The organism is Clostridium pasteurianum DSM 525 = ATCC 6013, assembly GCF_000807255.1.
Lineage (GTDB): Bacteria > Bacillota > Clostridia > Clostridiales > Clostridiaceae > Clostridium_I > Clostridium_I pasteurianum.
The window spans coordinates 3824160-3837720 of sequence record NZ_CP009268.1 but is presented as its reverse complement, the minus strand read 5'-3'; the positions used below and the strand labels follow the sequence as shown (position 1 = coordinate 3837720).

At 29.9% G+C, this 13561-nt stretch carries 14 protein-coding genes; all 14 read left to right on the top strand.

The features are described from left to right. Positions 1–47: 47 nt before the first annotated feature. The 14 genes from CLPA_RS17370 to murA all read left to right on the top strand — a co-directional run bounded on the left by CLPA_RS17370 (position 48) and on the right by murA (position 13475). Entirely contained in the window at positions 48–1085 is a 1038-nt protein-coding gene (locus CLPA_RS17370) for a glycosyltransferase family 4 protein (protein WP_003445748.1), read from the top strand. Between the two features lie 93 nt (positions 1086–1178). After that, complete coding sequence (gene wecB, locus CLPA_RS17365; protein ID WP_003445749.1) at positions 1179–2300, top strand: non-hydrolyzing UDP-N-acetylglucosamine 2-epimerase; 1122 nt, start codon at positions 1179–1181, stop codon at positions 2298–2300. A 160-nt stretch (positions 2301–2460) separates the two neighbouring features. After that, positions 2461–3639 carry an acetyl-CoA C-acetyltransferase gene (locus CLPA_RS17360; protein WP_003445750.1) on the top strand — a complete coding sequence of 393 codons (1179 nt, stop codon included), beginning with the start codon at positions 2461–2463 and terminating at the stop codon, positions 3637–3639. A gap of 892 nt (positions 3640–4531) precedes the next feature. After that, entirely contained in the window at positions 4532–4903 is a 372-nt protein-coding gene (locus CLPA_RS17355; RefSeq protein WP_003445753.1) for an ATP synthase subunit I, read from the top strand. Further along, complete coding sequence (locus tag CLPA_RS17350) at positions 4904–5587, top strand: F0F1 ATP synthase subunit A (RefSeq protein ID WP_003445755.1); 684 nt, start codon at positions 4904–4906, stop codon at positions 5585–5587. A gap of 88 nt (positions 5588–5675) precedes the next feature. Next, on the top strand, positions 5676–5927 hold the full coding sequence (gene atpE / locus CLPA_RS17345) for an ATP synthase F0 subunit C (protein WP_003445758.1): 252 nt from the start codon (positions 5676–5678) through the stop codon (positions 5925–5927). Between the two features lie 49 nt (positions 5928–5976). Beyond that, the gene (locus tag CLPA_RS17340; RefSeq protein WP_003445760.1) at positions 5977–6456 is read left to right on the top strand and encodes a F0F1 ATP synthase subunit B; all 480 of its coding nucleotides are present in this window, start codon (positions 5977–5979) and stop codon (positions 6454–6456) included. Between the two features lies 1 nt (position 6457). Continuing rightward, entirely contained in the window at positions 6458–6997 is a 540-nt protein-coding gene (locus tag CLPA_RS17335) for a F0F1 ATP synthase subunit delta (protein ID WP_003445763.1), read from the top strand. Positions 6998–7007: 10 nt separating this feature from the next. Continuing rightward, positions 7008–8510 (top strand): F0F1 ATP synthase subunit alpha, encoded by a 1503-nt coding sequence (atpA, locus tag CLPA_RS17330; RefSeq protein ID WP_003445765.1) that lies wholly within the window; start codon positions 7008–7010, stop codon positions 8508–8510. Positions 8511–8545: 35 nt separating this feature from the next. Next, complete coding sequence (gene atpG / locus CLPA_RS17325; protein WP_003445766.1) at positions 8546–9391, top strand: ATP synthase F1 subunit gamma; 846 nt, start codon at positions 8546–8548, stop codon at positions 9389–9391. A 12-nt stretch (positions 9392–9403) separates the two neighbouring features. Further along, positions 9404–10801, top strand: coding sequence for a F0F1 ATP synthase subunit beta (atpD, locus tag CLPA_RS17320; protein WP_003445768.1), 1398 nt, complete (start codon positions 9404–9406; stop codon positions 10799–10801). A gap of 16 nt (positions 10802–10817) precedes the next feature. Then, complete coding sequence (locus CLPA_RS17315) at positions 10818–11222, top strand: F0F1 ATP synthase subunit epsilon (RefSeq protein ID WP_003445770.1); 405 nt, start codon at positions 10818–10820, stop codon at positions 11220–11222. A gap of 157 nt (positions 11223–11379) precedes the next feature. Then, the gene (locus CLPA_RS17310) at positions 11380–12183 is read left to right on the top strand and encodes a hypothetical protein (RefSeq protein WP_003445771.1); all 804 of its coding nucleotides are present in this window, start codon (positions 11380–11382) and stop codon (positions 12181–12183) included. Positions 12184–12215: 32 nt separating this feature from the next. Continuing rightward, the gene (murA, locus tag CLPA_RS17305) at positions 12216–13475 is read left to right on the top strand and encodes a UDP-N-acetylglucosamine 1-carboxyvinyltransferase (RefSeq protein WP_003445773.1); all 1260 of its coding nucleotides are present in this window, start codon (positions 12216–12218) and stop codon (positions 13473–13475) included. The last annotated feature ends 86 nt before the right edge of the window (positions 13476–13561 follow it).

Below are 13561 nucleotides of genomic sequence, written 5' to 3'. Positions count from 1 at the left end.
TAACGGATTTTTTAAAATAAATACATATATAGTAAGAGGAAAAAAATATGGAAAATTTATATTTAATAACACTATTTTCAGCACTTATTTCGTTTCTAATCACCCCATTAGTTAGAAAATTAGCTTTTAGTTTTAATGTGGTAGATGTACCTAAAGATAATAGAAGAGTACATAAGAAGCCCATTCCAAAGCTTGGTGGATTGGCTATTTATATAGCTTTTTTAATTATGATTTTTTTAAAAAAAAGTCCAATAGATCAGTCAGAAATAGGTATAATTATTGGAAGTTTAATTATAGTTATTGGAGGAGTAGTTGATGATAAATACAATATAAAGCCCTGGCAGAAATTGTTGTTTCAAATTGCGGCAGCTAGTTTTTTAATATTTTTTAAAGTAATGATATCGGTAATTACGAATCCAATTAGTGATGTAAATCTTTATATAAGAATTGCCAATTTTATTGCAGTACCTTTAACAATGCTTTGGGTAATAGGTGTCACAAATGCTTTTAATTTAATTGATGGATTAGATGGACTTTCAGCAGGACTTGCTTTTATAGCTTGTATTACTATGACTATAGTTGCATTTTTAAGTGGAAAAGCGGATATGGAAGTAATTACGCTAACTATTATATTAGGAGGAGCTATACTGGGATTTTTACCACATAATTTTAATCCTGCTTCTATATTTATGGGGGATACAGGCGCACAATTGCTTGGATTTCTACTTGCATCAATAGCTATGAGAGGAGCCATAAAATCAGCTTCAGCTATTGTTTTAGCAGTACCAATTCTTGCTTTGGGATTGCCCATATATGATACTATTTTTGCAATAATACGAAGAAAAGTTAATGGAAAGTCTATAGCTGAAGCAGATCGAGGACATCTACATCATAGATTGTTAGATATGGGATTAACTCAGCGTCAAGCAGTAATCATAATGTACCTCATTAGTATAGCGCTGGGGTTTATTGCGGTTATTGTTATGCAATTAACAAATAAAAGTGCTTATACCGTTTTGGGAGTAGTAATAATAGTAATAGTTTTATTAGCATGGAAGTTTGGATTGTTCAGGCATAGAAGTTGATAAAATCAATACAAAGTTATAATAAGTTAGTTGAAATATATTTGCACTTAAATATATTTTATTTAATAGAAGTAATTCTAGGAGGAATATAAATTGGATAAAATTAAGATTATAACTATTTTTGGTACTAGACCAGAAGCTATAAAAATGGCTCCACTAGTTAAAGAATTGGAGAAAAGAGAAAGGATAGATATCAAGGTTTGTGTTACAGCTCAACATAGGCAGATGCTTGATCAAGTATTAGAATTATTTAATATAGTTCCTCAATTTGATTTAAATATTATGAAATCAAAACAAACTTTAACAGGTATAACTACAAGAGTTTTAGAAGGTCTTGAGGAAATTTTTGAAATGGAAAAGCCGGATATGGTATTAGTACATGGGGATACTACTACTACTTTTGCAGGTGCACTAGCTGCTTTTTATAAGCAGATTCCATTGGGACATGTGGAAGCAGGACTACGTACTTTTAATAAATATTTTCCATTTCCAGAGGAGATAAATAGGAAATTAACTGGTTCTATTGCAGATTTACATTTTGCCCCTACTAAGGGTTCAAGAGATAATTTGTTAAGAGAAGGTGTAAATGAAAAAGATGTATATATTACAGGCAATACAGTTATTGATGCCATGGAGTATACTGTAGAAGACAATTATGAATTTGATAATGAAGAACTTAATAATCTAAATTATGAAGATAAAAAGATAATTATGGTAACAGCACATAGAAGAGAAAATTGGGGAGAGGGCATAGAAAATATATGCACTGCCCTTAAAAACATAGTTGAAAATAATGAAGATGTAGAAATTGTATATTTAGTTCATCTAAATCCTGTAGTTAAAGATATAGTCTATAAGCATTTAGATGGAGTTAGAAGAGTGCATTTACTTCCACCATTGGATACGAAAGAAACTCATAATTTAATGAATAAATGTTTTATGGTAATGACTGATTCCGGAGGGTTACAAGAAGAAGCTCCTCATTTAGGAAAACCCGTTTTAGTTTTAAGAGATGTAACGGAAAGACCAGAAGCTGTTGAAGCAAAGACAGTAAAATTAGTGGGGACTGATGTAAATAGAATCATAGAGGAAGCTAATGATCTCATAAGAGATAAAGAGAAATATTTAAAAATGAGCAAGGCTATAAATCCTTACGGTGATGGTTTAGCATCTAAAAGAATTACTGATATAATTTTAAAATATTTTTATAAATAATAAAAAAATACATATAATAAAATGAATTTAAAGATAAGACTTATATTTTTAGGTAAAATCTATTGATTAAAAAAATATTTGTGGTTATAATTAAATTGTGAATTAAATAACAATCGATTTGTGTATTTATAAGAATATAAACTTTAGGAGGTTACTTTTTATGAAAGAAGTAGTAATAGCAAGTGCTGTAAGAACAGCAGTAGGTTCTTTTGGTGGAAGTTTAAAAAATGTTTCAGCAGTAGATTTAGGAGCAACAGTAATCAAAGAAGCTGTTAAAAGAGCTGGAATAAATCCAGAATTAGTTGAAGAAGTAGTTATGGGAAATGTACTTCAAGCAGGATTAGGACAAAATACAGCTAGGCAGGCTTCTGTAAAGGCAGGATTACCATTAGAAGTATCATCACTTACAATAAATAAAGTATGTGGATCTGGTCTTAGAGCCGTATCACTTGCACGTCAGATGATATTAGCAGGGGATGCTGATGTTATAGTTGCTGGTGGTATGGAAAGTATGTCAAGAGCTCCTTACTTAGTTAACAATGCTAGATGGGGTGCTAAAATGGGAGATACTAAATTTGTAGATGAAATGATTACTGATGGATTATGGGATGCTTTCAATAATTACCATATGGGAATTACTGCTGAGAATATAGCCGAAAAATGGGAACTTACTAGAGAAGATCAAGACAAATTTGCTCTTGCATCTCAACAAAAAGCAGAAGCTGCTATAAAAGCAGGAAGATTTAAAGAAGAAATAGTTCCTGTAGAAATACCTCAGAGAAAAGGTGACCCTAAAATATTTGATACAGATGAATTTCCTAGATTTGGTACAACATTAGAAGGATTAGCAAAACTTAGACCTGCATTTAAAAAGGGTGGTACTGTAACTGCTGGAAATGCTTCAGGTATAAATGATGGAGCTGCAGCTTTTGTTATCATGAGTGCAGAAAAAGCTGAGGAACTTGGAGTTAAACCTCTTGCTAGAATTGCAGCTTTTGGTTCAAAAGGCCTTGATCCAGCTATAATGGGATACGGACCAGTAGGAGCTACTAAAGTTGCCCTTGAAAGAGCAGATTTAAAAGTAGAAGATTTAGATTTAATTGAAGCAAATGAGGCATTTGCAGCTCAAAGTTTAGCTGTTGCTAAAGATTTAAATTTTGATATGGATAAAGTTAATGTTAATGGTGGAGCTATAGCTATTGGACATCCAGTAGGAGCTTCAGGCGCTAGAATACTTGTTACACTTTTATATGAAATGCAAAGAAGAGATGCTAAAACAGGTCTTGCTACTCTATGTATAGGTGGAGGACAAGGTACTGCTCTTATAGTTAAAAGATAATTCTATTGCAAAAAAGGTGAAGATTTAGTCTTCACCTTTTTTGTGGTTATATCATAAAGTAATAAATATTTACTTATAAATTATGCATTTATAAAACGGTTACAAAAAACTCTTAGCAATATACATATAATATAATTATAATACTACCATTATAATTATATTTATGATTATTTTTATTTATATGTGAAATAATTACAATACATTAAAATAAATTTAAGTTATATTATTAGTATATTTTTGATAAATTAAGGAGATAATTATTGAAATTTTTGTATATAAAATTAATTTTATTATATTTTCACAAACTGGTATGACCAAAAAAACTTGTATTTTCATAAAAAGTATTTAAATATTTAAATATTTAAATACTTTTTATGAAATAATATAAGATATAGAATAAAAAAATATTGTTGATATATAATAATTAAAACGTTTACCGAAGTAAATTGGTACAAGAATACTGAAAATTATTATAATTCTTACAGTTGAAATATTATAAAGCATATTAGCAAATAAGAGATAATCGTAACTACGGCGATTAAAATGGAGATATAGTTAGATAAACTTATTAGAATATGAAATATAAATAAAAATATTAAATTATTACAGTTTCATTAAAAATAACTTAGATATATAATTTAGTTATTGTTAAAAAGAACAATAAATTATACTTATATAATCATTATACAGTTAAATATATAATTAAAAATAAATATGTTAGATATTATTCGTAAATTTTTTTAAAATAGGTTTAAAATTTGTTAAATTTTAGCTTAAGCATTATGAAAATATTTTTATTGTATATTGTTTTGATATGTTTTATTAAAAATTTATACAGTTGTGTTGAAATTTAATATAATTATCAATCTAATTAATATTAGTAGGTGATTTAATGGATTTAGAGATAAAAGATATAGTAAAAAAGGTATTACCAATAGATATTATCATTATAGTATTAGTGTTTATTATATCTTGTATTTTTTATAAAACATATCGATATATAGTTATAGCAGGATTGATATTATCAATATTGAACTTTATTGTTAATGGAATCACAACTAATTATATATTATTGAAGTCTAAAGAAAAGTTTCTTATTATATTATCATCAGCATTTAGAATTATCATTACCTTATGTATTGTTGTAATTATATGTGGTAATGATAAATTTAAATATATAGCTATAATAGCAGGCTATACTCTTCATTACTTGGCAGTTATAATTTTTGGATTGACTGCTGGAAACAAGAAAGGAAGTGATTAAATGTTAAATGCTGAAACAGTGTTTAGGTTTCATATAGCAAATCATACAATCGATGTAACAAATAGCATTGTAATTCAATGGGTTGTTATGGCTATTATAATAGTTTTAACTCTGATTTTAACTAGAAACCTAAAAAAGATTCCAGGCAAAAGACAAAGTATTTTAGAAATGATTGTTGGATTTTTCAATAATTTAGTTAATGATAATATGGGAGCCAAGTATAAAAAGTTTGTTCCTTTTATAGGAACTATGGGTATTTTTATGCTGTTTTTAAATCTATCTGGATTGGTAGGCGTAGAACCTTCCACAAGAGATATTAACGTAACAGCAGGATTTGCATTGATATCTTTTGTAGTAATTAATGCAAATGCATTTATAAAAGTTGGGGTTAAAGGTTATTGCAAAGAGTTAGTAAAACCATTCCCGTTAATGTTGCCAATGAACTTACTTGAAAAATTTACGCTTCCAATATCATTATGCTTGAGACTTTTTTGTAATATGCTTGTAGGAACCATAGTACTTGGACTTCTTTACCAATTACTAGTATATTTAGGCCATGTTTTTGCATTTGTAATTCCAATACCACTGCATTTTTTCTTCGATGTATTTGATGGTGTAATACAAGTGTATATTTTTATGATGTTAACTATGCTTTATACTAAAATGGGAGCAGAGGAAGAATAACTAAACAATAAGCAGCTACATCAAATATATTGATGATAGATGTTATAAATTAGTATTTTACATTTTTAATTTTAAGGAGGAATTTTAAATGAATATTGATGGTCAAACTTTTATACAGGGAATGTGTGCAGTAGGAGCTGGATTAGCTGCTATAGGATGTCTTGGTGGAGGTATCGGTATAGGTACTGTTACTGGTAAAGCTGTTGAAGCAATAGCAAGACAGCCAGAAGCAAGAGGATCTGTAACTTCTACAATGTTTATTGGTTTAGCATTTGCAGAAGTTACTTCTCTATATGCGTTACTTGTAGCAATATTATTACTTTTCTTAAAATGGGGTTAATAAGAACTATTTTAATAAAAAATAAGCCTGAAGGGAGGCTTTTAAGTATATGGATTTTAAAGTGTTTACAATTATTGCCACTATAGTCAATTTTTTGATATTACTAGCTTTTTTAAAACACTTTCTATTTGAAAAAGTAAGTAATGCCATAGATGAAAGAAGTAACAACATAAAGAACACAATAGATAAAACAAATAGTGATAGAGAGGAAGCAAAGAACTTAAAGATTCAAGTTGAAGAGAATTTGGCAAATTCAAAGCTTCAGGGTAAAAATATAGTAGAGGATTATAAGGGAAGAGCTGAGAAATTATTTCAAGATATCAAGAAAGAAGCTTCCAATGAGGCAGAACTTATAATGGAAAGAGCTAAGAAAGACGTAGAAAGAGAAAAAGAAAAGGCGGAAGAAGAATTAAAGAAAAAAGTAGTGGATCTTGCCGTTATTTTGTCTTCAAAAGCATTAGAGAAAGATATAAATGAAAAAGAACATAGAAGACTTATTGAAGATTTTATAACTAAGGTAGGTATGTGATATGTATGAATACTTAGATAGGAGATATGCTGTAGCATTATACAATATTGCTTCAGCAGAAAATAAGGTTGAAGAATATATAGCTGATTTAAAGCAGATTAATGATCTTATTAAAAATAATGAAGATCTTAATCAGATAATAAGTAATCCTAAAATAAGTACTACAAAGAAAAGAGAAATTTTCACAAGTATATTTGAAGATAAAATAGATTTAAAGCTATTTTCTTTTCTTATTATACTAATTGAGAAAAAGAGAATTGATCAACTTACTGGGATTATTCTTCAAATTGAAAAAGTTGATTTGGATAATCACAATCAAGTTGTAGCAGAAGTAAAAACAGTTGTCCCATTAAATAATAGTGAAAGAACAGCTTTAATAGACAAGTTGCAAATTAAATACAATAAGTCAATAATTTTAAGAGAAGTTATTGATAAGAGTATTATTGGTGGAGTTTATGTTAGAGTTGGCGATGACGTTATTGATGGGACTATTAAAAATAAAATTGAAGAAATGAAAAAATTAATGTTTATAAAAGGATAGAGGTGAGCCTATGAACATAAAACCTGAAGAAATAACTTCAATTATAAAAAAGCAGATTGAAGGTTATGATAACAAAGTAAAAACCGTAGATTCAGGTACTATAATTCAAGTAGGTGATGGTATTGCTAGGGTGTATGGCTTAGAAAATTGTATGGCTGGAGAACTTCTTGAATTTCCAAACAATGTATATGGAATGGTTATGAATCTTGAACAAGATAATGTAGGTTGTGTTCTACTTGGTGATGAAGAAGGAATAAAAGAAGAAGATATAGTTAAGAGTACTGGAAGAGTAGTTGAAGTTCCAGTTGGCGAAGAAATGATTGGAAGAGTTGTAAATGGTCTTGGACTGTCAATTGATGGAAAAGGCTCAATAAAGACTAGCGAAACTAGACCTGCTGAAACTATAGCACATGGTGTTATTGAAAGAAAATCAGTTAATGAACCTCTTCAAACTGGTATAAAGGCAATTGATTCAATGATTCCTATAGGGAGAGGTCAAAGAGAACTTATTATAGGAGATAGACAAACTGGTAAAACAGCAATTGCTATTGATACTATAATCAATCAAAAGGGAAAAGATGTTATCTGTATCTATGTTGCCATAGGACAGAAACAATCGACTGTTGCGCATATTTACAATACACTTATACAAAAAGGGGCTATGGATTACTCAATAATCGTATCAGCTTCTGCAGCTGACTCTGCTCCGCTTCAATTCCTTGCACCATATACTGGTGTAACTATAGGTGAATATTTTATGGATCAAGGTAAAGATGTATTAATAGTATATGATGATTTAAGTAAACATGCTGTTGCTTACAGAACAATGTCATTATTACTTAGAAGACCACCAGCAAGAGAAGCTTATCCAGGAGATGTATTCTACTTACATTCAAGACTTTTGGAGAGAGCTGCCAAGTTATCAGATAAATTAGGCGGAGGCTCAATAACTGCCCTTCCAATAATTGAAACTCTTGCAGGCGATGTTACTGCATATATACCTACAAATGTTATATCAATAACAGATGGTCAGATATTCCTTGAATCAGATTTATTCTATGCAGGTCAAAGACCAGCTGTCAACTCTGGTATATCAGTTTCTAGAGTTGGTGGTAGTGCACAGATTAAGGCTATGAAGCAGGTTTCTGGAACTCTTAGACTTGAACTTGCACAGTATAGAGAACTTGCTGCTTTTGCACAGTTTGGTTCAGATTTAGATAAGGAATCAAAGAAAAGACTTGAAAAAGGTAAAAGACTATTAGAAATATTTAAGCAGGATCAGTATGAACCAATGCCTGTAGAAAAACAGGTGATTATAATATATGCATGTGTAGAAGAATTTTTAATGGATATTGAGGTTGGAAAAATAAAAGAGTTTGAAAAAGGTCTATTAGAGTATATGGATACACATCATAAAGAAATAGGTGAAGCTATACTTACTAAAAAAGTATTAGATGATGAAATTAAAAAATCTCTTAACAGTGCAATAGAGGAATATAAAAAAGTATTTTAGCAGAGGTTTAAACCTACCTTTGCGGGAGGTGAAATATGGCAGCAGGACTTATTACAATAAAAAGAAGAATTAAGTCTATAACTAATACTAGGAAAATAACAAAAGCTATGGGACTTATAGCCACCTCTACACTAAGAAAAGCCAGAAGAAATTTAGATGCCAATCTAAGTTATTATAGTTCCTTTGAAGATGTAATGAAAAAGGTATCCAGTGGTATACTAGGAAAAAATATTTATACTAATGGTAATGGCAGCAAAAAGAAATTGTATATAACTATGACTTCTGATGCAGGACTTTGTGGAGGTTTTAATGGAAATGTTGTAAATGCTGCAGTAAGCGAAATATCTAAAGATAGAGAAAATTCACTTATAATGTCTGTAGGACAAAAGGGAAGAGGATATTTTAAAAGGTTACAATATGATACAATAGCAGAATATGTAGATATACAGAATGAACCTACATTGACAGAAGCTAAAACAATATCCGAACACGCTTTAAGTCTCTATAATAAAGGAGAAATTGGTGAAATAAATATAGTTTATTCAAAATTTATTTCTACAATAAAGCAAGACATAATAATAAAAAGGGTATTACCATTTGATATGAAGGATATAAAATATGATGGTTCAATTGAATTTGAACCTGAAATTAATGAGTTAATTGAAGGTATAGTTGCTGTATATCTTAAATCTCAGCTATTTAATTTTTTATTGAATTCAAAAGCAAGTGAACAGGCTTCTAAAATGACTGCTATGGATAGTGCTACAAAAAATGCAAATGAATTATTAGATGATTTAAATTTAAGATATAATAGAATTAGACAGAGCGCAATTACTCAGGAGATAACTGAAATAGTTTCTGGAGCAGAAGCGCAGAAGTAAGGAGGGAAATTCATGCCAGAACATATAGGTAAAGTTGTTCAGGTAATAGGACCTGTTATAGATATAAAATTTGCAAGCGAAAACCTTCCTAATATATATAATGCATTAGAAATAGGCATGGGAGATAAAATACTTATAGCAGAAGTTGAACAGCATATAGGTGATGATGTAGTAAGAGCTATATCTATGGAACCAACTGATGGCTTAAGAAGAGGAGCAAAGGCAGTTGATACAGAAAAGCCAATTTCAGTTCCTGTAGGAAAGCCAGTTTTAGGACGTCTCTTTAATGTATTAGGAAAGACAATCGATGAAGCAGGAGATTTGAAGGATGATGAATATTATCCTATACACAGATTACCACCAAGCTTTGAGGAACAATCAGTAGTACCTGAAATGTTTGAAACTGGTATAAAAGTAATAGATTTACTTGCGCCATATCAAAAGGGTGGTAAGATTGGATTATTCGGAGGTGCTGGTGTTGGTAAAACAGTTCTTATACAAGAGCTTATCAACAATATAGCAAAAGAGCATGGTGGATTGTCAGTATTTACTGGTGTTGGTGAAAGAACAAGAGAAGGTAATGACCTTTATTATGAAATGAAGGAGTCTGGAGTTATAGACAAGACTGCCTTAGTGTTTGGACAAATGAATGAACCACCTGGTGCTAGAATGAGAGTTGCACTTACAGGGCTTACAATGGCAGAAAAGTTTAGAGATGAAGGACAGGATGTACTTTTATTTATAGATAACATATTTAGATTTACCCAAGCTGGTTCAGAGGTTTCTGCACTGCTTGGAAGAATACCTAGTGCCGTTGGTTATCAGCCAACACTTGCTACTGAAATGGGTGCTCTTCAAGAGAGAATAACTTCTACAAAGCATGGTTCAATAACGTCTGTTCAAGCTGTATATGTTCCAGCAGATGATTTAACAGACCCGGCACCAGCTACAACTTTTACTCATCTTGATGCTACAACAGTTTTATCAAGATCTATATCAGAGCTCGGTATTTATCCGGCTGTTAGTCCTCTTGAATCTAGTTCAAGAATACTTGATCCTAATATAGTTGGGGAAGAACATTATCAGGTTGCAAGTAAAGTAAAACTTATTCTTGAAAGGTATAATGAACTTCAAGATATAATAGCTATACTTGGTGTAGATGAATTATCGGAAGAAGATAGGGCTATCGTTAATAGAGCAAGAAGGATTCAAAGATTTTTATCTCAACCTTTCTCTGTAGCAGAGCAGTTTACTGGTATGCAGGGTAAGTTTGTTAGCGTATCAGATACAATAAAGGGCTTTAAAGAAATACTTGAAGGTAAATGCGATGACTTACCTGAAGCAGCATTTTTATTTGTTGGTACTATAGAAGAAGCAAGAGAAAAAGCTAAATCTATGATGGAAAGCTAAAAAGGAGTGATTTTGTATGTCATCTAAAATAAAATTAAACATACTAACTCCGATGGAAAAATTCTATGAAGGTGATGTATCTGAAGTAAATACATCTACAACTTCTGGTGGTATAGGAATACTTCCACAACATAGTCCTTTTATAGGACTTTTGATACCAACTGTAACAAAGTTGAAGTTTGATGATGGTAGTGAAAAGTCTTTATTTACTTCAACAGGGATACTTCAGGTAACAAAAGAAGAGATAAAAATTATAGTTGATGATGCTGAATGGCCGGAAGATATAGATATAGATAGGGCAGAAAAAGCAAAAGAAAGAGCAGAAGAAAGATTGCATAAAAATGATCCTAACATTGATGCTAGAAGAGCTGAAATTGCACTTCAAAGAGCTATCGCAAGAATGAAAACTAAAGGGATGTAAAAAATGGTCTAAGAATTTAAATTCTTAGACCATTTTTTTATTTATATTATAAAATAAAACCTTTCACACATAATATATAAAATTTATATATTAATAATATATAGGAATAAAAATAGAAATATAAGTTAATAATCTAAAGAGAAAGGTAGGGGGAAACATGAAGATAAAAAAAATATATATATTATGTGTTATTATAATTTCCATAATGTTTTTCATGGAGAATGTTATGGCTATAGAAAATAAGGATTTAATTAATGAAATTTTAAGCAAAACTAAGAGTTCAACTGTAGAAATGGGAATTAGTGTCTATTACGATATAAATACTAATGGAAAAGATGAATGTATAAAATGGCTTAAAGATATGAATTTATATGATAATAATCCATCAGAAAAGTCAGTTTATGATGATAATTATACTTATGAAGGTTTATTAAAGACTGAAAATAATGTACAAATAAAAGATTTAAATGTAAGAGATAAAGATAAAAACGTAAAAAATAAAATTACTATAAATAATAATAATGTATATTGTAGAGAATTTGAAAATGGATATATATATGGATACATTGAAAGTAGAAAAGATGGAGATGTAAATAGAATAAGTATATTTATTAGAAAATTAAGCAAAAAAAATAGTTTAAATGATTTACAAAGGCAAATTAATATATCTATTAATAAGAATGCTAATAATATAAATTATTATAAATATATAAAAGCAAAAGTTTCTAAAGATAGTGTAAAAATAACTCAAAATAAAATAGAAAATTATTTAAAAGATATTGGGAGCAAAAATATATCAACTGTTAAAGTTAATACAGGGTTTAGTAGTGTTGCTTATACAAATAAGTACACTCCAATATCTGACAATGGTAAACTTATAGATTTTAATTATGCAGTTATAAAATCATATGATGGAGTTTATATAATTCTAGGAACTCCTATAATTGATATTACTTATTAACTCATAAGTAAGAATGTTTTTGGAGGAGTAAAATGGATAAATTTATTATTAAAGGGGGAAACACCTTAAGAGGTGAAGTGAATATTGACGCTGCAAAAAATGCTGTACTTCCAATAATAGCAGCTACAATTCTCTGTGCAGGTAAATCCACAATAAAAAATTACCCAATGCTTCTTGATGTATATGTAATAATTGATGCGTTAAGATCTTTGGGAGCAAAGATTGATATAAATAGAATAAATAGAGAACTTATTATTGATACAAGTGATATAACTGATTCTGGAGTTAACAGTGATTTAGTAAGGAAAATGAGAGGATCATTTTTAATAATGGGACCAATGATATCAAGATTTGGTAGATTTAAAATTTCTTTTCCTGGTGGATGTAATATAGGTACTAGACCTATTGATTTACATTTAAAGGGATTTAAGGCATTAGGTGCTGATATAAATCTAGAACATGGATATGTTGAGGTCTCTGCAAAGAAACTTACAGGAGCTAAAATATATTTGGATTTTCCATCTGTTGGTGCTACTGAAAATATAATGATGGCAGCAGTACTTGCTAGTGGAGAAACAATTATTGAAAATGCAGCTGAAGAACCAGAAATAGGAGACTTAGCGAATTTTTTAAATAAAATGGGTGCAAGAATTACTGGTATAGGAACGGATACATTAAAAATCAATGGAGTAAAAGCACTAAGAGGAATAAGTTATGGACCTATTTATGATAGGATTGAAGCGGGAACTTTTATGATTGCAGCAGCTATAACAAAGAGCAGAATTAAGATTAATGGTGTAAATAAGGAGCATATAAAACCTGTAGTAGCTAAATTAACAGAAATGGGAATTGATTTTAAATTTAAAGGACAAGGTGTATTGGTAGATGGTAGAAATGAATTACAGTCTATAGACATAAAAACTATGCCTTATCCTGGATTTCCCACAGACATGCAGTCGCAGATGATGAGTCTTCTTAGTTGTGTACATGGAACCAGTGTGATTACTGAAACAATTTTTGAAAATAGATTTATGCATGTTGTAGAACTTAAGAGAATGGGAGCTAATATTAAGATAGACGGCAGAAGTGCAGTTATAGAAGGAATAAATAAATTAAATGGTGCTGAAGTAAAAGCTACAGATCTTAGGGCAGGAGCAGCATTGATACTTGCAGCACTGGAAGCTGAAGGTGAAACTGAAATATTTGATATACATCATGTAGACAGAGGATATGTTGAGATAGAGAATAAATTGAAAGGTATTGGTGCTCAGATAAAAAGAATAAAATCTTAAAATAAAGCATATTATTTTATTATAGATTAATATATTAGAAAAGAGAGTTGCGTTTAAAGTAACTCTTTTTTATTTGTAATAAAACA

Excerpts from the sequence above, each read along its gene's own strand:
- CLPA_RS17370 (WP_003445748.1), top strand. The coding sequence starts at position 48 with ATGGAAAATTTATATTTAATAACACTATTTTCAGCACTTATTTCGTTT.
- CLPA_RS17360 (WP_003445750.1), top strand. The coding sequence starts at position 2,461 with ATGAAAGAAGTAGTAATAGCAAGTGCTGTAAGAACAGCAGTAGGTTCT.
- CLPA_RS17355 (WP_003445753.1), top strand. The coding sequence starts at position 4,532 with ATGGATTTAGAGATAAAAGATATAGTAAAAAAGGTATTACCAATAGAT.
- CLPA_RS17350 (WP_003445755.1), top strand. The coding sequence starts at position 4,904 with ATGTTAAATGCTGAAACAGTGTTTAGGTTTCATATAGCAAATCATACA.
- atpE (WP_003445758.1), top strand. The coding sequence starts at position 5,676 with ATGAATATTGATGGTCAAACTTTTATACAGGGAATGTGTGCAGTAGGA.
- CLPA_RS17340 (WP_003445760.1), top strand. The coding sequence starts at position 5,977 with ATGGATTTTAAAGTGTTTACAATTATTGCCACTATAGTCAATTTTTTG.
- CLPA_RS17335 (WP_003445763.1), top strand. The coding sequence starts at position 6,458 with ATGTATGAATACTTAGATAGGAGATATGCTGTAGCATTATACAATATT.
- atpA (WP_003445765.1), top strand. The coding sequence starts at position 7,008 with ATGAACATAAAACCTGAAGAAATAACTTCAATTATAAAAAAGCAGATT.
- atpG (WP_003445766.1), top strand. The coding sequence starts at position 8,546 with ATGGCAGCAGGACTTATTACAATAAAAAGAAGAATTAAGTCTATAACT.
- atpD (WP_003445768.1), top strand. The coding sequence starts at position 9,404 with ATGCCAGAACATATAGGTAAAGTTGTTCAGGTAATAGGACCTGTTATA.
- CLPA_RS17315 (WP_003445770.1), top strand. The coding sequence starts at position 10,818 with ATGTCATCTAAAATAAAATTAAACATACTAACTCCGATGGAAAAATTC.
- CLPA_RS17310 (WP_003445771.1), top strand. The coding sequence starts at position 11,380 with ATGAAGATAAAAAAAATATATATATTATGTGTTATTATAATTTCCATA.
- murA (WP_003445773.1), top strand. The coding sequence starts at position 12,216 with ATGGATAAATTTATTATTAAAGGGGGAAACACCTTAAGAGGTGAAGTG.